Genomic DNA, 19357 nt, shown 5'->3' on the forward strand with positions numbered 1-19357 from the left:
AAGGATGCTGGGGCGGTGAAGCCGAGAAGGTGGGGAAGGCTCCGCCGCCGCTATGCGCGGCCGCGGTCCACCACTGCCGCCGCTGCTGCGGCGGCTGCTGCCGAAGAACTCACGGGATGCAGGCTAGGCGCGCGCAGTGCGGGGCGCCACCGGATTACCCGCGCTGGAGCCAGTAGGCCTGCGACTTGATCCGTTCCTTGGACAGGCCGAAATCGCGTTTGGCGGCCTTGGTGATCTCGCGCGTGGCCTTGGTCTCGGCGGCGACGAACAGGAAGGCTTCGGTGCCGATTCCCGCGCCGATGACGGTGGACACCAGTGTGGCCCCGCGGTTCTCGCGCGGCACCCAGGTGACGGTCTCGCTGTCCACCGGCAGTTCCCGCTCCGCGTCGTGCTGGTACTCGAGGTACACGCGGCACGGGGCCTGCGCGGTGCGCAGGATGCTGTTGATCGCGGGGATCGAGGCGGCGTCGCCCACGAGCACGTACTCCGACGGTGCCGGCTCCTCCGGGACGGTCAGGTCGGCGCCCATCATGGTGGCGGCGATGCGGTCGCCGGGCTCGGCGTCGAGGGCCCAGCGGGGCGCGGGGCCGTCGTGGATCGCGAACTCGATGCTGAACTCCGAGCCCTCCGGCGCGACGATCGTGTAGCCGCGCTGCACGAGGCTGCCCTCGTCCTCATCGGTCGTGGCGGCGCCGCTCTTGGGGACCCAGAGGCGCACCCACATGGTCGGGAACCAGGGGTTGTCCTGCAGGAAGTCACCGCCGTCGAAGCGGATGCGGTGATAGTGCTCGCTGACGGACTCCGTCGAGAGCACTGTGAAAACGTAGTCGTCCGCCCGCATCGCCTTGAGGATCAGGCCGGTCACTCCTCTACCCATGAGCTGAGGCTACCCTAAATAATCCTGGCCGCCTACATACGTGGTGTGTGCCACGGCCGCGTCGGCGTCGACGGTGCCGGCGATCGCGGCCGCGAACTCGGTGACGGTGGGGAGGGGTCCCTGCGCGCGCCGGGCCTCGACGGCCGCGGGGTCGCGACGCTCCAGGAGGCGGACGATGATCGTGCCCTCGATCATGTCGCCGGAGACGACGCGCAGGTCGAGGTCCCGTTCGGTGGCGAAGGCGCGCAGCGCCCGCTCTCCGGCGAGCTTGCTGGCCGCGATCGGCTCGTAGCCGGCGGGGACCGGGCGGGTCTCGGAGAAGTGGGCCTGGTGGCTGGTGACGAAGACGATGCGCCCTCCCGGCCGCAGGCGTTCCGCGGCCGCGCGGGCGGCCGCGACCTGCGCGTCCCGGTTGAGCCGCATGGCGTAGTCCTCGTCGGCGCCGAGTTCGAGCCCGCCGGAGGCGTTGAGGATCACGGCGTCGACACCGCCGAATTCCGCGACCGCCGCGTCGAGCAGGTGGGCCGGCCCGTCGGGGGAGGTCACGTCGGCGCCCACGGCGATCGCGCGCCCGCCCGCCTCGCGGACCAGCTCGCACACCTTCTCGGCCCGGCGCTCCTTCTCGCGGTAGTTCACCACCACGTCGTGCCCGCGCCCGCCGAGCGCTACCGCCGTCTCGGCGCCGACCCCGCGGGACGCTCCGGTCACCACTACGACCGCCATTACTGAACCTCCGTGCTTCTGATTTAGAACTGTCGACAGAATGCCGCTTCGAAATCAGAAGCGCAAGTAGGCTCTGTTCCGTGTCAGTGCGTGATGTGGTGCCCCAGCGGCGCGAGAACCCGGACGACGAGGTCGTCGCGGCGATGGACCTGCTCGGTCAGCGCTGGGTGCTGCGCATCGTCTGGGAGCTCGAGCCGGGCTCGCTCGGATTCCTCGAATTACGCAGGCGCATGGGCAATTGCAGCTCCAGCGTGCTCGCCACCCGGCTCGCCCACCTGGTCGAGAAGGGCATCGCCCGCAAGCTCCCCGACAAGCAGTACGAGCTCACCTCGCGCGGCGAGGCCCTCGGCCGCGCCCTCTGGCCCGTCTGGGACTGGGCTCGAGAGTAGCGGTCACGCGGCCGGCTCGCTCTGCGGTCGATTTTGTCCGCTCAGCGGGCAAAATCCACCGCACCGCGGCCCGGTTCCGTCGGTTGTGCGGGTGTGCCGTCGGTGGCGGAGAGTTCGCCTACGATGTTGCACATGCAGAACCGGAAGATGCGGGCCTCCCGCGGTGCGCTCGCCGCGGTGGCCGCGGCCCTGATGGTGCCCGGGCTGGTAGGGGCGGGTGCCACCTCCGCCGATCCCACGGCCGGGCGCGAGTGCCGGATGTTCGAGACCAAGCCGGGTTACGAGTGCCGGTTCGGCGAGTGGCGCGTCGACAACTCGCCGCCGCGAGTGGGCAAAGCGTGCGAGACGTTCGATAAGGCGCCGGGGCTCACCTGTCGTGGCGGCACCTGGCGCACGGATACGACACCGGAGGTCGGTGAACCCTGCAAGGCTTCGTCGAGCGACAGGGGGCGCGGGTTGGAGTGTCGAGCGGGGAAGTGGCGTCGCGCGTAGGTCCGGGTGCCATGCGACCGAATTAGAATCATCGTGAGCGAAAAGTGCCGCCGCCCCGAATTATCGGGACGGCGGCACCGTCGTACATGCGCTCCGGACTAGTCCTGCTGGACCTTGCCCGGCTCGGAAGCGGCGAGCATGTCGTCGCGCTCGACGACCTTCACGCGCTCGCGGCCCTCGGCCTCGCCCAGGCTGCGCTCGTGCTCGTCGAGGCGGTACCAACCGTCCCAGGTGGTGTACGGGGTCTCGTGGTCGTCGAGCCAGTTGGTGACGCCCTCGGGCGAGGGGTCCGACGGGGCGTTGAGCTTGCCCGCGTGGAAGTCCTCCAGCAGGCAGGCGATGGTCTCATTGGCATCGCCCTTGGTGTGGCCGATGAGACCGACGGGGCCGCGCTTGATCCACCCGGTGGTGTACACGCCCTCGATGTGCTGACCTGCGTCGATGACACGTCCGGCCTCGTTGGGGATGACGCCGGCCTGGTCGTCGAAGGGGATCTCCGGCAGGTCGTTGGACAGGTAGCCGACCGCGCGGTAGACGGCGCCGATCTCCCAGTCGGTGAACGTGCCGGTGCCGCGCACGTTGCCGGTGCCGTCGAGCTCGGTGCGCTCGGTGCGCAGGCCCGTGACCTTGCCGTCCTCGCCGAGGATCTCGACGGGCGACTCGAAGAGGTGGATGAACAGCTTGTGCGGGCGGTTGGTGGGCTCCCGGATCGCGTAGTTCTCGAGGATCGTGGCGACCTGGTCGGTGATCTTCGACTCGCGGCGGGCCTTCGCCGAGCCCTCGTCGTACTCGATGTCCTCGGGGTTCACGACGACCTCGATGGTCTGCGAGTGGTCGAGCTCCTTGAGCTCGAGCGGCGTGAACTTGACCTGCGCGGGTCCGCGGCGGCCGAAGACGTGCACCTCCTTCGCCTGGTTGAGCTTGAGGCCCTCGTAGACGTTCGGCGGGATCTCGGTCGGCAGCAGCTCGTCGGCGGTCTTGGCCAGCACGCGGGCCACGTCGAGGCCCACGTTGCCGACGCCCAGGACGGCCACCTTCTCCTGCGTGAGCGGCCACTCCCGGGAGAAGTCCGGGTGGCCGTCGTACCAGGCCACGAACTCGGCGGCGCCGTAGCTGCCGTCCAGGTCGATGCCGGGGATCTCCAGGTTGCGGTCGGCGACGGCGCCGGTGGAGAAGATCACCGCGTCGTAGTGGCGGCGGACGTCCTCGAGGGTGAAGTCCTTGCCGAAATCGAGGTTGCCCAGCAGGCGCACCTGCGGCTTGTCGAGCACCTTGTGCAGGGCCGTGATGATGCCCTTGATCCGCGGATGATCGGGCGCGACGCCGTACCGGATCAGGCCGAACGGGGCGGGCATCTTCTCGAAGAGATCGATGCTGACGCCGGGGTCCTTCGCCTCGTCGGACTTCATGAGGGCGTCCGCCGCATAGATGCCTGCGGGGCCCGCGCCCACGATCGCGACGCGCAACGGGCGGTTCTGTTCGGTCATGTGAAGTCGGCTACCTTGTCTGCATACGCGGTTGAAGTTCCCCACCAGGTTAGTGCGGACTTATCAACTGTTCCTAGTGCGGGTGGCGGATTCCACCCCGCCCCAGGAACTGGAACGTGTTCTAGTAGCAGAGGGTAGAGAACTCAGTGAGCGCAGACAAGAGCCCCGCCGGACCGCCTCCCGAGCGCCGCACCACGGCCACGCCCTTCCTCATCGCCCTCGTGGTCGCGGTGCTGCTGATCGGCGGCGTCCTCGCCTGGAACGCCATCCGCCCGTCGGACGAGCGGCTCAGCGACTCCGCGCAGGTCCAGGTCACGATCGGCCAGTACTACGGCGCCCTGAACAAGGGGAGGTACTCGGACCTGGTCGCCAACACCTGCGCGAAGGACCGCGCCGCCGCCGACTTCCCGAAGGAGGCCGGCTTCACCGACGCGCGCAAGGCGGTCGTCGAGAAGGAGGGCGAGGCCAAGCTCGACGAGAAGGGCGTGAAGAATCTCACCGTCAACGGCGATACCGCGTCCGCGGAGTTGACGGTGACGTACGAGAAGGCGGGCGAACGCACCGAGCAGGCGAAGTTCGTCCGCGAGGACGACAAGTGGAAGAAGTGCTCGTGAGCTACGCCGGAGACCTGACCCCGCGCGAGGCCTGGGCCCTGCTGCAGCAGGACCCGTCGGCGATCCTCGTCGACTGCCGCACCGAGGCCGAATGGAATTACGTCGGCATCCCCGAGCTGTCGCAGGTCGGTCGCAACCCCGTGCTCGTCGAATGGCAGCGCTACCCCGACGGTGCGCGCAACCCGACCTTCGTCGAGGAACTCCGCGCGAAGGGCATGACCGACGACGCCCCCGTCGTCTTCCTCTGCCGCTCCGGCCACCGTTCGATCGGCGCCGCGGAGACGGCCACCGCGGCGGGCGTGGAGCGCGCGTACAACGTGCTCGACGGCTTCGAGGGGCCCGTCGACGCACTCGGACATAGGGGCGTCGCGGGCTGGCGCGCCGACGGCCTGCCCTGGCGGCAGTTCTAGGCTGAGGCCATGACGGAGTTCAGTCCCCTGCCCGACGGCCTGCGGCCCGAGACGTACGCCGTGCGCGGCGGCGTCCTGCGCACGAACTACGAGGAGACCTCCGAGGCGCTGTTCCTGAACTCGGGCTACACCTACGAGAGCGCCGAGGCGGCGGAGGCCGCGTTCAACGGCGACATCGACCGGTTCGTCTACTCGCGCTACGGCAACCCGACGGTGGCGATGTTCCAGGAGCGCTTGCGCCTCCTGGAGGGCGGCGAGGCATGCTTCGCGACCGCCTCCGGCATGTCCGCAGTCTTCACCGCACTCGGCGCGCTGCTCAAGGCCGGCGACCGGCTCGTCGCAGCCCGCTCGCTGTTCGGCTCCTGCTACGTCGTCTGCAACGAGATCCTGCCGCGCTGGGGCATCGAGACCGTCTTCGTCGACGGCGAGGACCTCGCCCAGTGGGAGGAGGCGCTTAGCGTCCCCACCCAGGCCGTCTTCTTCGAGACCCCCGCGAACCCGATGCAGGGCCTCGTCGACGTGAGCGCCGTGGCTTCGCTGGCCCATGCCGCGGGCGCGCAGGTCGTGCTCGACGCCGGTTTCACCCCCGTCGGCTACCAGGATTCGCTCGGGATGGGCGCCGACGTGATCGTGCACTCCTCCACCAAGACGATGGACGGCCAGGGCCGCGTCATGGGCGGCGCGATCCTCGGCCGGTTCGACTACATCGACGGTCCCGTGAAGCAGCTGATGCGGCACACCGGCCCTGCGATGGCGCCGTTCAACGCCTGGGTGCTGCTCAAGGCGCTGGAGACGCTGGACCTGCGGGCCGAGCGGGTGAGCGCGAACGCGCAGAAGGTCGCGGAGTTCCTCGACGCCGACCCGCGGGTCTCGAAGGTGCTCTTCCCCTTCCTGCCCTCGCACCCGCAGCACGAGCTGGCGAAGCGGCAGATGAAGGCCGGCGGCACCGTGATCACCCTGGAGCTGGCCGACGGTGCCCTGGCCGGCAAGGAGCGCGCCTTCGAGTTCCTCAACCGGCTGCAGGTCATCGACATCTCCAACAACTTCGGCGATGCCAAGTCACTGATCACGCACCCCGCCACCACGACGCACCGCGCGACGGGTCCCGAGGGCCGCGCGAAGATCGGCCTCACCGACTCGATGCTGCGCCTGTCCGTGGGACTGGAGAACGTCGACGACCTCATCGCCGACCTGGACCGCGCCCTCGGCTGAGACATGCGCTTCCCGGAGCTGGACCTCAGCCGTCCGACGGCCGGCGATGCGCCTGCGCTGCACACGATCCTCGGGGATCCGCGAGTGTGGACGCACTATCCGAGCCTTCGGCATACCGAACCCGATCGGACACGCGGTCTGGTCGAACAGTGGATCGCGGCGTGGGAACGAGACGGATTGGGGCCGTGGGTCGTCCGGGATCACGGTGCGGTAATCGGGTACGGAGGGTGTGACCTGCGCGGAGGTCCGAACGACCGAGCGTTCTGGAACCTGGGCTATCGCCTGGCGGCGGAGGTCCACGGGCGGGGCATCGCGACGGCGGTAGCGCGTCGGGGGATCGAAGCCGTGCGGGAACGGGATCGGGAGACACCGATCGTCGCATACCTGGTGGAACACAATGCCGCGTCGGCGCGCGTGGCGGTCAAAGTCGGTCTGACGGAGGTGCACCGCGGTCCTGACGCCGGCAATCCCGATCCGGGAGCGGTCCGGCTGGTGCTCTCGGATCGTCCGCTGACGGCTGCGCAACTCGCCGCGGCGCTGGGCTGAGCCAGCGCCGTGAGCGTGGTCGGTTTCCTACCGTATCGGTGGGTTTCCGACCGCACTCAGCGGGCTTGCACGTCGATGGCCTTGCGCCACAGACGGACCGCCTCTGCCGAGACCGGTGACTCCCAGCCCTGCGGTCTAGCGGCGCTGCCGATGTGGAAGGCGTCGATCCCCGCGGCCCGCAGCCGCGGGAGGTGATCGAGGCGCAATCCGCCCCCGACCAGGATCTGCTGCGGTCCTTGCTCTTCTGCGGCCAGTATGTCGATGCCGTCGTCCACGCCGTTCGTGGCGCCGGCGGTGAGGATCGTGTCGAGCCCGGGCAGGTCTGCGATCGCTGTGCGGAGCGATTCCCGGTCGGCGCAGTGATCGATCGCGCGGTGGAAGGTCCAGGGAGCGCCGTCGAGTTCGTCGACGATGCGCGTGACTGCCGGCAGGTCTACGGCGCCGCCCGACGTGAGGAAGCCGAGGACGAACTCCTGTGCCCCTGCGCCTCTCAGCTCGTCGGTGCGCCGTAACAGTGCGTTTAGGTCTCCTGGGGCGAAGCCATCGGCGAGCCGGATCATCACGCGTACGGGCAGATCCGTCGCCGTGAGCACTTCGGCGACAACGTCGGTGGAGGGGCTGAGCCCGTCGGCCGCCATGTCGGCGACGAGCTCCACGCGGTCCGCCCCACCCTCCTGCGCGGCGACGGCGTCCCGGGCGTCGAGCGCGATGACCTCCAGCAATGCCATTCGCCCACCCTAGACGTGCTCGGCGCGAGCCGATCGGCACTGCTGAGAAATCACACGGGGTCGTTGAATCGATGGGGCGCGCTGTAGATGTCGAGGTCGAGGGAGATGCCTCGTTCGGCGAGTGCGCCGAGCGTGGTCGCGGAGAGGACCACGCCCTCGTTCCCGCCCTGCAGGAACCATCCGCAGAACAGGCGGAGGGCGTATCGATCGGACAGCTCGCGCCAGACGCCGAGATCGGCGGGGAGTCCGCTCAGCAGCTGTGCCACTTGCGTATCGATGTCGGCGGGCTCGGTGTCCTCGGCTCCGAGGGACCACAGGCCGAACTGGGCGGTCCGGGTTCCGTGTCCGGCCGGGACGAGGTCACCCCGCCCGTAGGACTGCGTCGGCGGGGTGCCGAGTATCCGGGTGATGATCAGCGGGTCGAGGGTATCCCCGCTGAGCTGCAGAGACGCGACGGCGCGGTGTACGGGCGGCATGTGGTCGACGCTAGGTTCCCGTACGCACGGGTTCAACGGAGTATTCGCCGGTGAAACCATTGGCGGCCGGATCGCGAGACGATCTACGGTGCAGCTCATGGAACGGGTTGAGCCTACGAGCCTGCGCCCGCTCACCGACCGTGAGCGGGCCATCCTCGACGGCTTCCTGTCCTTCGACTTCGCTGGCGTCGACGTGCTCCGATGGAGCCACGACGATGGGTGAGGGCGATGGGGTCCGGCGCCCGACCGCGGCGGAGGTCGCCGAGTTCGATGCCGCGTGGCGGAAGAGGTTCGGCGATCTCCCAAGGAGTGCTCAGGACCTTCGGAGTCCCCCGGGCGGTTGGTGGGTTCGGTTGCACAGCCTCCCTGAGAGCAAGCAGTATCCCGACTCGGACGAGGAGTACGCGGAGCTTCTTCGTCGAGACTTCGCCATGCTCGATGAACTGCGCGGGCGCGAAGAGGTTCTCACGGTGGTGACACGCGCGTACTCAAATTCTTCGCGCCCGGTACGGCGATCGACGGCGATAGCCAACCTATTGCCGCGGCCACGCTATTGGCGCAGTGTCTCTGAGGGATACCCCAATGACGAGGAACAGATCTGGGCCCATCTCTACCTACACTGTGTCCGGCGGGATGCGCCGGTGCTGCATGAATTGTTCCGCCTGGTGGCGGAGTGGGGTGTACCTGAGGTCGTACTCACGGGTTCCACCTGGGCCTGGCAGCACTGTCCCTACGACGGTGGCTCGGATCTCATGCTCGAGACTGAGGCCGAATGTGACCGGGTCACCGAGTTGTTCGCGGCTTGGCTGCCTGCGTGGTGAATTTTGCGTCGTCCCTATCGCGATGCCTGCGGCAATCAGAGCCGTCGCTGTTTCGCGGCCCGGACGACGCGACAGTTGCTTCTCGGGCTAGTGCCCTCTCCAGGCGCCAGCGCCTGACCGCAATACTCTTGATCGTGCGCCCCAGGGCGAAAGCCGCAGCCTCATCGGTGTTGGCGACGACGATTGCATCGTCCCCGGGGGTCCAACGCCGTCGGACGACGCCGTAGCGTCCAGCCTTCTCTGCAGGTGGACGCCACTGCGCTACCGATAGGCCGGACTCCTTCTTGCGTTCGATACCGAGAACGTCGGGGCTGGGCCAGATGTAGTCTGCGAGTTGAGCGGCAGGGACATTCGTCACCATGACGTTGAATACGTCGTCCCGTGCGTTCCTACGAAGGGTACGGGATCGGTGAGAGGTCGCGTGGATGGCGCCACCGACGAATTCGGCGAGTTCCGCACTCGCAGTGACGAAGGAGACGAACGGTGTACCAGTCTTCGTGAATCCGACCGACCCGTCTCCGTCGATGATTCCCCGGAGGTAATCGCGATGGGAGAACTCGCATGACGGCGGTCCCACGGACGTCGCCTTGCGGCCCGGCGGCATCCGCATCGTGGCGAGCCAGCGGCGGAACTCCTGGTCGAACACACTGAGGCTGAAGCAGGTGTACTGCTTGCCGCCACTGAAGTTCGTTACTCGTGTTCGCGTGCGGATCGTCGTCTTGAGTGGCAAGGCCTCAGTAAGCGCGCGCAAGATGTCAACGTCGCGTTCAGCCAGCTCGATCGTGACGCGCCCCTTGTGGCCGACGTCTCCATGGTGCGTGCCATCAGTGTGCAGCAGGCCGAGGAAGTAGGCGATGATCGGATCTGAGGGATCGAGGTCTTCCATGCTCGAACGTTAGGCCGGGCGTACGACAGGTTTCATGCGCCCGATCATCGGCTGTGGAAGACGCGGTCGAGGTGGTAGCGGGCCACCTCGACCGCGCGCTCGGGGGTGTGATGGCCGATCACCACGGCGGTGCTCAGGCCGTTGCACAGCGCGATGAGGCTGTCGGTCTCGACGCCGGGATCCGCCCCGGGCACGAGCCGGCCGAGGCGTTCGGCCTCCCGGAACGCGGTGGCGACGCTCTCCCGGAGGCGGCCGACGCCCCCGGCGAGCGGCTCGGCCGCGAGTGTCGGCTCGGTCGTCGCAAGTCCGCTGAACGCGTTGGAGACCAGGTAGAAGTCGCGGCTGGGAGCGTCGGTCGGCAGCGCCTCTGCGACGAAGGCGTCCAGCACCTGCCGGGGCGTGGGATCGGTACCGAGGCGGGCCAGTCGCACTCGCCAGCGGGCGTTCGACTGCTCCTCCAAGTGGCGCAGCGCCCCGACGAGCAGCTGTTCCTTGCTCGTGAAGTAGTACTGCACCAGCCGTAGGGAGACGCCCGCTTCCGCGGCGACGGATCGCATCGACACGGCGTGCAGGCCGTCGCGCGCGGCGACCCGCGCCAGCGCATCCGACAGCTGCGCCCTGCGCTCGTCGTGATCGACGGTCCGTGGCATCGGAACCTCCTTGTTGATACATTCGTATCACGACGTTGATGATACAGCTGACGTACGAACGGAGGCGTGATGCGCGCAAGGGTTCTCGCCGCTGCGTGCCTCGCGCAGCTGATGATCACGCTGGACGTCTCGGTGGTGAACGTCGCGCTCCCCGCGCTTCGCGCCGATCTCGGTCTCGGTGGTGTCGGTCAGCAGTGGGTGGTCACCGCGTACGCCTTGCCCTTCGCCGGATTCCTCCTGCTCGGCGGCCGGATCGCCGACGTGGCGGGGGTGCGGTGGACGTTCGCGGGAGGCCTGGCGCTGTTCACCGCCGCGAGCGCTCTGGGCGGTGCTGCGACAGGCGTGGAATCGATGCTCGCGGGTCGCGCCCTGCAGGGCCTCGCCGCGGCGTTCGTGGCCCCGGCGACCCTCGCGATGCTCACCACCACGTTCGAGGAGGGCGAGCCCCGCATCCGCGCCATGGCGTGGTGGACGGCGATGAGCATCGCCGGCGGCACCGCGGGAAACCTCTGCGGCGGCGTACTCACCGAGCTCTTCGGCTGGCGGGCAGTGTTTCTCGTGAACCTGCCCCTCGGTGCCCTCGCCGTGATGCTGGCACTGGGCGGTCTCCCGACGGTGCCGCACGAAGCGGCCCGCTCGGCCCGCTCGGGGCGTCCGGCGCGCCGCGCTCCGGGGATCGACCCGGTCGCGGCAGCGCTCGCGACGGCGGCGCTTCTGCTCGCGGCCGGGGGATTCAGCGCGGCGGGGGAGCGACAGTGGCAGGCCGCCGTGGCGGCGGGCGTCGTGAGTGCGCTCCTGCTCTGCGCCTTCCGCATGCGTGATCGTGGCACCGAGCGCCCGCTTCTTCCGCCTGCGCTCCTCGCCATCCGCTCGGTGCGCTGCGGCAACGCCGGGATGCTGCTGACCGGCGCCACGCTCGTGCCGATGTGGTTCTTCCTGTCGCTGCAGATGCAGGTGGTGCTGGGCTATTCGGCGCTCGTCGCCGGGCTGGCGTTCCTGCCGCACACCGTGATTCAACTCCTGGTGAGCCTGCGCTGGACCCCGCGGCTGCTCCGGCGCCACTCGGCGCCCGCGATGGTCGCGGCCGGATCCGGTCTCCTGGTGGCAGGGTTCGGGTGGCAGAGCATGCTCGGCCCCGGATCGGCCTACCTCACGGCGATCCTGCTCCCGGCGCTCCTCATCGGCGTGGGATCGGGAATGGTGAATCTCCCGCTCACCACGATGACCGTCTCCGGTGTGCAGCGGGATGAGGCTGGCGCGGCGTCGGGGATCATGAACTGCGCCAAGCAGGTCGGCGGGGGACTGGGGCTCGCCGTGATCGTAGCCGCCACCGCCGCGATCACCGGCGAGGCGGCGGCGTACGGCGCCGCCTTCCTGATGATGGCAGCGCTGGCCGCCGTCGTCGGCGTCGGCGCGGCCCTCGCCGTCCGGCGAACACGTCAGCCGGGGAACGGGTCGTCCGTGTGACCCACCAGGTCGGCGACGGAATCGATCGTGCGGGTGGGGCGGTACGGGAAGGCGGTCACGGACTCGCGGGTGGAGATGCCGGTGAGCACGAGGATGGTGCGCAGGCCCGCCTCCAGGCCGCAGACGATGTCGGTGTCCATCCGGTCGCCGATCATCAACGTGTCCGCGGAATGCGCACCGAGGGCGCGCAGCGCGGACCGCATCATCAGCGAGTTCGGCTTGCCCACGTAGTAGGGAGAGCGGCCCGTGGCCTCGCGGATCAGGGCGGCCACGGCACCGGTCGCCGGCAACAGTCCATCGCGCGACGGCCCCGTCGCATCCGGGTTGGTGGCGATGAACCGCGAGCCGCGGTCGATGAGCCGGATCGCGGTGGTGATCGCCTCGAACGAGTACGTGCGGGTCTCGCCGAGTACCACGTAGTCGGGATCGTTGTCGGTGAGGACGTAGCCCACGTCGTGCAGCGCCGTGGTCAGGCCGGACTCGCCGACCACGTAGGCGGTGCCGTTCGGCCGCTGGTCCTGCAGGAACTTCGCGGTCGCGAGGGCGGAGGTCCAGATCCGCGACTCCGGGATGTCGAGGCCGGTGGCGACCAGGCGCGCCCGCAGGTCGCGAGGGGTCCGCGTCGAGTTGTTGGTGAGCACCATGAACGGCGTCCCGGCCCCCGTGAGCTCCGCGATGAAGGAGTCGGCGCCGGGGATGAGGTGCTCCTCGTGCACGAGTACGCCGTCCATGTCCATCAGGTAGGTCCACTCGGTCATGCCGCGAATCTACTCGCGCCGGGTTTCGCGTCGCCGTGATTCGAACCTTGACGCCGGGCCGGGACGCGGTGCATTCTCGACGCAGGTCATGAGTGCCAGTGACAAGCCCCGGCTCGCTGGTCGGCAACCCTCCTCCGCGGTGGGGTGCTCCGGGTGACGACCTGGCCGCACCGAACGTGTGCGGCAAGCGCGGATTCGCTGCACCGTCGTTTCGGCGCGGCGCGTCCTCAACACGTTGAAGGACTCTCATGAGCATCGCCACCACCGAGCGCACCGCCGTCTGCCTCGCCCCCACCGTCCGCAGCACCCCGCTCGCGCTGGGTCCCCTCGCCGCCGTCACCGGCGCCGACGAGTACGCCCCGCTCCGCGACGGCGCGACCGTCCGCTACGCCAACTTCGACTACGCGGCGAGCGCTCCGGCGCTGGTCGAGGTGCAGGCCGCTGTGCAGGAGGCGCTCGGGGAGTACGCGAGCGTGCACCGGGGCGCCGGCCACCTCTCGCAGCGCTCCACCTCGCGCTACGAGCGGGCCCGGGAGATCGTCGCCGAGTTCGTGGGCGCCCGCGCCGACGACCACGTGATCTTCACCGGCAACACCACCGACTCGATCAACCTGCTCGCCGGCTGCGTGCCCGGCGAGGTCGTGGTCCTCGACTGCGAGCACCACGCGAACCTGCTCCCGTGGAAGAAGAGCGGTGCCCGCGTGATCTCCGCGCCGCTCTCGATCGAGGGCACCCTGGAGGTGCTCGAGAAGGAACTGCGCAGCCGCCCCGCCGCCCTGGTCAGCGTGACCGGCGCGTCCAACGTCACCGGCGAGGTGCTGCCCATCCGCCGGCTCGCCGCGCTGGCGCATCGGCACGGCGCGCGCATCGCGGTCGACGGTGCCCAGCTGGTCCCGCACCGCCGGATCTCGCTGCGCGAGAGCGGCGTCGACTACCTCGCCTTCTCCGGCCACAAGCTCTACGCGCCCTTCGGCTCCGGCGTGCTCGTCGGCCGCGCCGACTGGTTCGACGAGGCCGAGCCGGTCCGCTGCGGCGGGGGCGCGAGTTACGAGGTGATCGGCACGCCCGTCTCGAAGTCGGTCGAGGTGGCCTGGCACACCGGCCCGGCGCGGCACGAGGCCGGCTCGCCGAACGTCCTCGGCGCGGTCGCGATCGCCGCCGCCTGCGAGGCCATCACGCGCCTCGGCGAGGACGCCATCGCCCGGCACGAGCGCTTCCTCACCGACCTGCTGCTGCGCTCGCTCGAGGGCGTCGACGGGATCCGCACGCTCAAGATCTGGGCCGACTCGACCGAGCGGGTGGGCATCGTCGCCTTCACCGTGGCCGGTCGCACCCCGCGCGAAGTCGCGGAGTTCCTCTCGGCCGAGTACGGGATCGGCGTGCGCGACGGGAAGTTCTGCGCCCATCCCGTCGTTAACCGATTGGGCTGCTACGACGGTGCCGTGCGGGCCAGCATCGGCCTCGGCACCGGTGAGAACGACGTGCGCCGCCTGGTGCGCGCCCTGGAGGACCTGACCGCTCGAACGCGCTGACGCTCGATCGCACTGAACCGGAGGAACCATGACCGTCTCCCGCCCCGCACTCGTGGTCACCGTCGACGGTGAGCCGGAGTCCGTGCACCTGACCCGGGTGCGCGCGGCCGACCTGCGCCTGGCGCAGCGGCAGCGCGGCTACCTGCGTGCCGAGGCCGAGCGCGCCGGGCGGGAGCCGGCCGCGGTCGCGCTCGAGGTCGACGTGGTGATCGATGAGCGCGCCGCCGACGCCCGCGCCAGCTACGCCCCGGACGGCGCCGCCCAGGGCATCACCTACGTGGGCACGCCGTCGGGCCTGAAGTCCCTGATCGAGGACGTCTACGCCGCCGAGGTCGCCGATGCCGTCGTGCTCCGCCCCGTGGGCGGCGCCCGCACCAAGGACCTCATCGCCACCCTGCTCGCCGCGTAGTCGTCCGCGCCACGCGGGCGGGCATACTGGTCGCCGTGACCGAGCAGTTCTCCACCCGTACCGAGACCGTCCGGGCGGCACTGGCCGCCGCGGGGCATCCCGACACCGTCCGCCATGTGCCGGACGGCGCCAGGACCGCCGCGGAGGCTGCCGCGGCACTGGGCTGCGAGGTGGGCGCGATCGCCAACAGCCTCGTCTTCCTGGCCGACGGTGCGCCCCTGCTCGTGCTCTCGAGCGGGCGGCACCGGGTGGACACGGCAGGCCTCGCGGAGCGACTGGGGTACGGCGCGATCACCCGCGCGCGGCCCGAGGACGTCGCCGCGGCGACCGGGCAGGTCATCGGCGGCGTCTCGCCCGTAGGGCACCCGCAACCGCTGGTGACCGTGATCGACGAGTCGCTCGCCGGTTTTCCGGACCTGTACGCCGCGGCGGGCACGCACGACACGATCTTCCGCACCGACTTCGCCGCGCTCGTCGCCCTCACGGGTGCCAGAATCGTCCTGACATCGGCGGCATAGGCCGGTTCGCCCGAGTCGACTAGTTCTCCTAATAGTTGTAGGCTGCACGTAGTTTTGCATGTCCGAACACGGCGACGTGAGCGGACGGGACCTGCGGAGGCGTGATGACGGACGAGGAACGGGCGGACCGGATCGAGGGGATCGTCGGCGTGATCGCCGAACTCACCCGGCTCAAGGAACGCCACGCGGTGATGACGCGGCACGCGGTCGCGCCCGACGGCGTCGAGCTCGCGGCGTACACCGCGCTGTTCGCACTGGTGAAGGGCGGGCCGATGCGCTCGTCCGTCCTCGCCGATCAGATCCACACGGACCCCTCCACCGCGAGCCGGTACGTCACCACCCTGACCAATCTCGGCTACGCGGAGCGGACGGCGGATCCCTCGGACCGCCGCGCGGCCCTCGTCTCGGCCACGGAGGCCGGCACCGCGAAGGTCGACTTCATCCGCAAGCAGCGCAACGAGAAACTCCGGCCGCTCATGGAGGAATGGACCGACGAGGAGATCGACCAGTTCGTCACCCTCGGGAACCGGGCGCTGGTGCAGTTCGAGCAGGCCCTGAAGCTGATGCGGGAAGGCGAGTGACCGCCGCGACGGCGCCACAGGAGGAGACCGCGGGCGCGGGTCTGTCGCACAAGCAGATCCTCTACATCCTGTCGGGCCTGATGACCGGCATGTTCCTCGCCGCGCTCGACCAGACCATCGTCTCGACCGCGATCCGGACCATCGCGGACGACCTCAACGGCTACAAGCTGCAGGCCTGGGTCACGACCGCGTACCTCATCACCTCGACGATCGTCACCCCGCTCTACGGCAAGCTGTCGGACATCTACGGCCGCAAGCCCTTCTTCATGTTCGCCATCACGGTCTTCGTGATCGGCTCGCTGCTGTGCAGCACGGCCACCTCGATGTACGAGCTGGCGGCCTTCCGCGCGGTGCAGGGCCTGGGTGCCGGTGGCCTGATGTCGCTGGCGCTCACGATCATCGGCGACATCGTGCCGCCCCGGGAGCGCGCCAAGTACCAGGGCTACTTCCTCGCCGTGTTCGGCACCAGCTCGGTGCTGGGCCCGGTGCTCGGCGGCCTGTTCTCCGGCGCCGACAACATCCTCGGCATCTCCGGCTGGCGCTGGGTCTTCCTGGTGAACGTGCCGATCGGCATCGTCGCCCTGGCCGTCGTCTACCGCGTGCTGCGCCTCCCGCACACGCGCCGCGAGGGCGTGCGCATCGACTGGTTCGGGGCCGTCGCGCTGTCCGTCGGCCTCGTGCCGCTGCTCATCGTCGCCGAGCAGGGGCAGGAGTGGGGCTGGGGCTCGACCAGGGCGATCGCCTGCTACGCCATCGGCGCGGCCGGTGTGCTGGCCTTCGTCGGCATCGAGAAGCTCATGGGCGAGGACGCGATCATCCCGCTGCGCATCTTCAAGAACGTCATCTTCGCGCAGGGCGTGCTCATCTCGATGGTCGTGGGCGCCGCCATGTTCGGCGGCATCTCGCTGCTGCCCCAGTACTTCCAGGTGGTCCGCGGCGCCAGCCCGACCAAGGCGGGCTTCCTCATGCTGCCCATGGTCGCGGGCCTCATGCTCGGCTCCATCCTCGCGGGCCAGATGATCTCGCGGACGGGGCGCTATCGGATCTTCCCGATCATCGGCGCGGTGCTGCTCACGGCGGGCATGTTCGGCATGCACTACATCAGCGCCGACGTCGAGATCGGCTGGGTCATGGCAGGGGCGGCCGTGATCGGCTTCGGCCTCGGCAACCTGATGCAGCCGCTCACCCTGGCACTGCAGAACATCCTGCCGCCGCGCGACATGGGTGTCTCCACCGCCGCCGCGACGTTCTTCCGGCAGATCGGCGGCACCCTCGGCGTCGCGGTCTTCCTCTCCGTGCTCTTCTCCCAGATGCCGAACAAGATGAGCACGCGCATGTCCGACGCCGCCGCGGACCCCGAGTACACCGCCGCGGTGCAGCGCGCCGCCGCCGGCCACGACGGTCCGGCCGCGCAGGACTTCGCCGCCAAGCTCGTCCACGGCGACTCGAGCGCCGTCAGCGACGTCATGTCCGACACCTCCGCGCTGCAGAAGCTCCCCGACACCTTGGTCCACCCGCTCAAGGCCGGGTTCGCGGACTCGATGGACGTCGTCTTCCTCGCCGTCACCGTGCTGGCCGCGATCGGCCTGGTCCTCGTACTGTTCTGGAAGGCGGTGCCCCTGCGCACCGCACCGGCCATCGAGGCGACCACCCCGGAGTCCGGCGCCGCCGCGACGCCTGACAGCATCGAGGCCGCGGAGATCACCGCCGCCGCGGAATCGGTGGCGGGCACAGCAGCGACGGAGGAGACCGTGACCGAACCGCCCACCGGCCCCGTTCCCGCGCCGCCGCCCACGCCCGAACAGGCCGCGGCCTCCCGCTCGGAGATCGACGAACTGCGCGCGCAGAACGCCTCGCTCGCGGCGGAACTCGCGGAGCTGCGCACCGGCTACCGGGCGATCGCCGGCAACACCCGGCTGCGCGCCTCGGGGACCACCGATCCCGTGCGCTTCGCCGTCGAGGCCACCGGGCCGGACGGGGCGCGCGCGGGCCGGATGGTGCTGCCGCGCGGCGAGATCGAGACGCCCGCCTACATCCCCGTCGCGAGCCGCGGCGCGATCGCGGGCCTCACGCCGCGGGAATTGACCGGGCTCGGCGCCGTCGCGCTGACCGTCGACCTGCATGAGCTCTACCTGCAGCCCGGCGCCGACGTCATCGAGGGTGCCGGCGGCATCGGCGCCGCGATGGCCTGGAACGCGCCCACGATCGCCGACACCGGCACGGCCGCCGTCGCGGAACAGCGCAAGACGCGGATCACCGACGAGGGCATCGCCTTCCGCGGCCGGCTCGACGGCTCGCCGCACCGGTGGGACCCCGAGGAGACGGTGCGCCTCGCGCACCGGATGGGCTTCGACATCGCCTTCGCCCTCGCCGACGCCGACGATCCCGTTCGGACGGAGCGCTGGGCGCGCCGGGCACTCGCCGAGCACGCCTGGCAGACCGCCGACCGGCACGACACCCTCTCGCTGTGGGCCGCGGTGACCGGCGGCGCCGACCCCGAGCGGCGACGGTCCGCGGCCCGCGCGCTGCGCAGGCTCGCCGACGAGGATCGCCGAGCCGGGGGACTGGGCTTCGGCGGATACCGGATCGAGGGCGTCACCGCGCCCGCCCAGGGGACCGCGCTGCTGCGCGCCGCCCTCGGCGAGCTCGAGCCGGACCGCCCGCGCTACCTCGGCGACATCACCGGCCCGGCCGACCTGTTGGCCGCGATCGAGGCGGGGGTCGACCTGCTCGACGGCGTCGAGCCCGCGCGGGCCGGTGCCGAGGGCCGGGTCTACACGTCCACCGGCGTGCTCGACGTCACCGATCCCGCCCTGCGCACGGACTTCCGTCCGCTCGACCCCGCCGAGGGGCGCCCCGGCGGCACCAACCGGGCCGACGCCTTCACCCGCGCCTACGTGCACCACCTTTTCGCCGCGAACGAGGGGCTCGCCGTGACGCTGTGCACCCTGCACAACGAGCACTTCTTCGTGTCGCTGGCCGCCGCCGCGCGGCGGGCGATCCGGAACGGCGGTTACCCGGGCTTCACGGCGGCGTTCCTGCGGAGGTTCGGTAAGGTCTAGCCCGATCCGGTACCCGATCGGCAGGAGAAAGCCGTTGCGCCGCAGTGACCCGACCCGTTCCCTCGGCATCCTCGCGGCGATCGCCGCGTCGGGCCTGCTCCTCGCCGCGTGCGGCGGGGGCGGAGACGAGGCCGCCCCGTCGTCCTCCGCCCCGGACGTCGACGTGCCCACCAAGGCCCTCGTGCAGGCGGACCTGCCCGCCGGGCTGACGCTGACCACGGTCCCGCCCGACGACGCCTTCAAGGGCGCGCTGAACTCGGTGGGCCAGGTGCAGGCCGCCGAGATCACGCCCGCGGGCTGCAAGGACAAGAACGTCGCCGCGCAGCAGGAGGTGGCGGAGACCATCAAGTTCGGCGTCCAGCAGAGCCTCGCGAAGGGCGACGCCGCCGTCTATGGCATCACGCTCCTGCCGGGCTCCGCGCGCCTCGAGGTCTTCGAGGCAGCCGGCACCGGGGAGTGCGCGACCGTGAAGTACGGCGACTCGCTTACCCAGACCGCCGTGCGCAAGGACCTCCCGGGCGACCTCGGCGGCACGGGCTTCGTCCTCGAGATGACCCGCAAGATCGGGGAGCAGTCCGCCGCCGCCCGCACCGCCTACTTCAGTAAGGGCGGCGTGGTCGCGATGGTCACCGCCAACCCGGGCGCGGATGGGAAGATCGACCAGGCCGGCTTCGAGGAGATCCTCCGGCGCGTCGCCGGGAAGCTCTGACCCCGGCCCC

General features: G+C 70.2%; 23 protein-coding genes, 1 pseudogene and 1 riboswitch. Of the genes and pseudogenes, 16 read left to right on the forward strand and 8 right to left on the reverse strand.

Translation table 11 applies throughout. From position 1 onward, the window contains the following. Window positions 1-154: 154 nt before the first annotated feature. Both FK530_RS04170 and FK530_RS04175 read right to left on the reverse strand, forming a co-directional pair. Entirely contained in the window at window positions 155-877 is a 723-nt protein-coding gene (locus FK530_RS04170; protein ID WP_146485724.1) for a siderophore-interacting protein, read from the reverse strand. Between the two features lie 9 nt (window positions 878-886). Then, entirely contained in the window at window positions 887-1600 is a 714-nt protein-coding gene (locus tag FK530_RS04175) for an SDR family oxidoreductase (RefSeq protein ID WP_146485725.1), read from the reverse strand. Between the two features lie 80 nt (window positions 1601-1680). On the opposite strand from FK530_RS04175, the gene FK530_RS04180 reads away from it, so the two are divergent. Both FK530_RS04180 and FK530_RS04185 read left to right on the forward strand, forming a co-directional pair. Then, complete coding sequence (locus FK530_RS04180) at window positions 1681-1989, forward strand: winged helix-turn-helix transcriptional regulator (protein ID WP_231706494.1); 309 nt, start codon at window positions 1681-1683, stop codon at window positions 1987-1989. Between the two features lie 132 nt (window positions 1990-2121). Beyond that, window positions 2122-2481 carry a hypothetical protein gene (locus FK530_RS04185; RefSeq protein ID WP_146485726.1) on the forward strand — a complete coding sequence of 120 codons (360 nt, stop codon included), beginning with the start codon at window positions 2122-2124 and terminating at the stop codon, window positions 2479-2481. A 98-nt stretch (window positions 2482-2579) separates the two neighbouring features. Here the strand turns inward: FK530_RS04185 and FK530_RS04190 are convergent, their stop codons facing one another. Then, complete coding sequence (locus FK530_RS04190; protein WP_146485727.1) at window positions 2580-3968, reverse strand: FAD-dependent oxidoreductase; 1389 nt, start codon at window positions 3966-3968, stop codon at window positions 2580-2582. Between the two features lie 146 nt (window positions 3969-4114). On the opposite strand from FK530_RS04190, the gene FK530_RS04195 reads away from it, so the two are divergent. The 4 genes from FK530_RS04195 to FK530_RS04210 are packed head-to-tail and all read left to right on the forward strand — an operon-like array spanning window position 4115 to window position 6750. Then, window positions 4115-4582 (forward strand): Rv0361 family membrane protein, encoded by a 468-nt coding sequence (locus FK530_RS04195; RefSeq protein WP_146485728.1) that lies wholly within the window; start codon window positions 4115-4117, stop codon window positions 4580-4582. After that, a complete protein-coding gene (locus FK530_RS04200) occupies window positions 4579-4992 on the forward strand; it encodes a rhodanese-like domain-containing protein (protein ID WP_146485729.1) in 414 nt (137 codons plus the stop codon). Before FK530_RS04195 ends, FK530_RS04200 begins: the two co-directional genes overlap by 4 nt. A 9-nt stretch (window positions 4993-5001) precedes the next feature. Next, window positions 5002-6204 carry an O-succinylhomoserine sulfhydrylase gene (locus FK530_RS04205; RefSeq protein ID WP_146485730.1) on the forward strand — a complete coding sequence of 401 codons (1203 nt, stop codon included), beginning with the start codon at window positions 5002-5004 and terminating at the stop codon, window positions 6202-6204. Between the two features lie 3 nt (window positions 6205-6207). Next, on the forward strand, window positions 6208-6750 hold the full coding sequence (locus FK530_RS04210) for a GNAT family N-acetyltransferase (RefSeq protein WP_146485731.1): 543 nt from the start codon (window positions 6208-6210) through the stop codon (window positions 6748-6750). Window positions 6751-6806: 56 nt separating this feature from the next. Here the strand turns inward: FK530_RS04210 and FK530_RS04215 are convergent, their stop codons facing one another. Next, window positions 6807-7478, reverse strand: coding sequence for a copper homeostasis protein CutC (locus FK530_RS04215; protein ID WP_146485732.1), 672 nt, complete (start codon window positions 7476-7478; stop codon window positions 6807-6809). A gap of 50 nt (window positions 7479-7528) precedes the next feature. Then, on the reverse strand, window positions 7529-7954 hold the full coding sequence (locus tag FK530_RS04220) for a DUF4279 domain-containing protein (RefSeq protein ID WP_158645024.1): 426 nt from the start codon (window positions 7952-7954) through the stop codon (window positions 7529-7531). Window positions 7955-8051: 97 nt separating this feature from the next. On the opposite strand from FK530_RS04220, the gene FK530_RS26850 reads away from it, so the two are divergent. Further along, window positions 8052-8177 carry a hypothetical protein gene (locus FK530_RS26850; protein WP_262406848.1) on the forward strand — a complete coding sequence of 42 codons (126 nt, stop codon included), beginning with the start codon at window positions 8052-8054 and terminating at the stop codon, window positions 8175-8177. Continuing rightward, window positions 8170-8775, forward strand: coding sequence for a DUF3885 domain-containing protein (locus FK530_RS27270; protein WP_438947239.1), 606 nt, complete (start codon window positions 8170-8172; stop codon window positions 8773-8775). Before FK530_RS26850 ends, FK530_RS27270 begins: the two co-directional genes overlap by 8 nt. Here FK530_RS27270 and FK530_RS04225 read toward each other — a convergent pair. Next, the gene (locus FK530_RS04225; RefSeq protein WP_146485734.1) at window positions 8738-9661 is read right to left on the reverse strand and encodes an LAGLIDADG family homing endonuclease; all 924 of its coding nucleotides are present in this window, start codon (window positions 9659-9661) and stop codon (window positions 8738-8740) included. The two genes, FK530_RS27270 and FK530_RS04225, sit on opposite strands and share 38 nt — an antisense overlap. Window positions 9662-9705: 44 nt before the next feature. Then, window positions 9706-10311: a TetR/AcrR family transcriptional regulator gene (locus FK530_RS04230; protein WP_146485735.1), complete on the reverse strand. Its 606-nt coding sequence runs from the start codon at window positions 10309-10311 to the stop codon at window positions 9706-9708. Window positions 10312-10380: 69 nt separating this feature from the next. On the opposite strand from FK530_RS04230, the gene FK530_RS04235 reads away from it, so the two are divergent. Beyond that, complete coding sequence (locus FK530_RS04235; protein ID WP_146485736.1) at window positions 10381-11778, forward strand: MFS transporter; 1398 nt, start codon at window positions 10381-10383, stop codon at window positions 11776-11778. On the opposite strand, the gene FK530_RS04240 is transcribed toward FK530_RS04235, so the two are convergent. Further along, on the reverse strand, window positions 11751-12536 hold the full coding sequence (locus tag FK530_RS04240) for an HAD-IIA family hydrolase (protein ID WP_146485737.1): 786 nt from the start codon (window positions 12534-12536) through the stop codon (window positions 11751-11753). The genes FK530_RS04235 and FK530_RS04240 overlap by 28 nt on opposite strands. Before the next feature lie 84 nt (window positions 12537-12620). Then, window positions 12621-12732, forward strand: a riboswitch (SAM riboswitch). A 52-nt stretch (window positions 12733-12784) separates the two neighbouring features. Between FK530_RS04240 and FK530_RS04245 the strand changes: the two genes are divergently transcribed. The 7 genes and pseudogenes from FK530_RS04245 (at window position 12785) to FK530_RS04270 (ending at window position 19347) form a co-directional block, all read left to right on the forward strand. After that, window positions 12785-14068 carry an aminotransferase class V-fold PLP-dependent enzyme gene (locus FK530_RS04245; protein ID WP_146485738.1) on the forward strand — a complete coding sequence of 428 codons (1284 nt, stop codon included), beginning with the start codon at window positions 12785-12787 and terminating at the stop codon, window positions 14066-14068. 28 nt (window positions 14069-14096) lie between these two features. After that, window positions 14097-14477, forward strand: a complete 381-nt coding sequence (locus FK530_RS04250) for a hypothetical protein (RefSeq protein ID WP_146485739.1) — start codon at window positions 14097-14099, stop codon at window positions 14475-14477. Window positions 14478-14512: 35 nt separating this feature from the next. Next, window positions 14513-14995: a YbaK/EbsC family protein gene (locus FK530_RS04255; protein ID WP_146485740.1), complete on the forward strand. Its 483-nt coding sequence runs from the start codon at window positions 14513-14515 to the stop codon at window positions 14993-14995. Window positions 14996-15099: 104 nt separating this feature from the next. Next, window positions 15100-15576, forward strand: coding sequence for a MarR family winged helix-turn-helix transcriptional regulator (locus tag FK530_RS04260; RefSeq protein WP_146485741.1), 477 nt, complete (start codon window positions 15100-15102; stop codon window positions 15574-15576). Next, window positions 15573-17234, forward strand: a pseudogene (locus FK530_RS26560) (MDR family MFS transporter); the annotation flags it as partial. The gene FK530_RS04260 and the pseudogene FK530_RS26560, both read left to right, overlap by 4 nt. Before the next feature lie 285 nt (window positions 17235-17519). Then, window positions 17520-18638, forward strand: a complete 1119-nt coding sequence (locus FK530_RS26565) for a tRNA-ribosyltransferase family protein (protein ID WP_269434148.1) — start codon at window positions 17520-17522, stop codon at window positions 18636-18638. A 34-nt stretch (window positions 18639-18672) separates the two neighbouring features. Further along, window positions 18673-19347: a hypothetical protein gene (locus tag FK530_RS04270; protein ID WP_158645026.1), complete on the forward strand. Its 675-nt coding sequence runs from the start codon at window positions 18673-18675 to the stop codon at window positions 19345-19347. Window positions 19348-19357 lie beyond the last annotated feature (10 nt).

The organism is Tsukamurella conjunctivitidis, from assembly GCF_007858475.1.
In the GTDB taxonomy this organism is placed as follows: Bacteria; Actinomycetota; Actinomycetes; order Mycobacteriales; family Mycobacteriaceae; genus Tsukamurella; species Tsukamurella conjunctivitidis.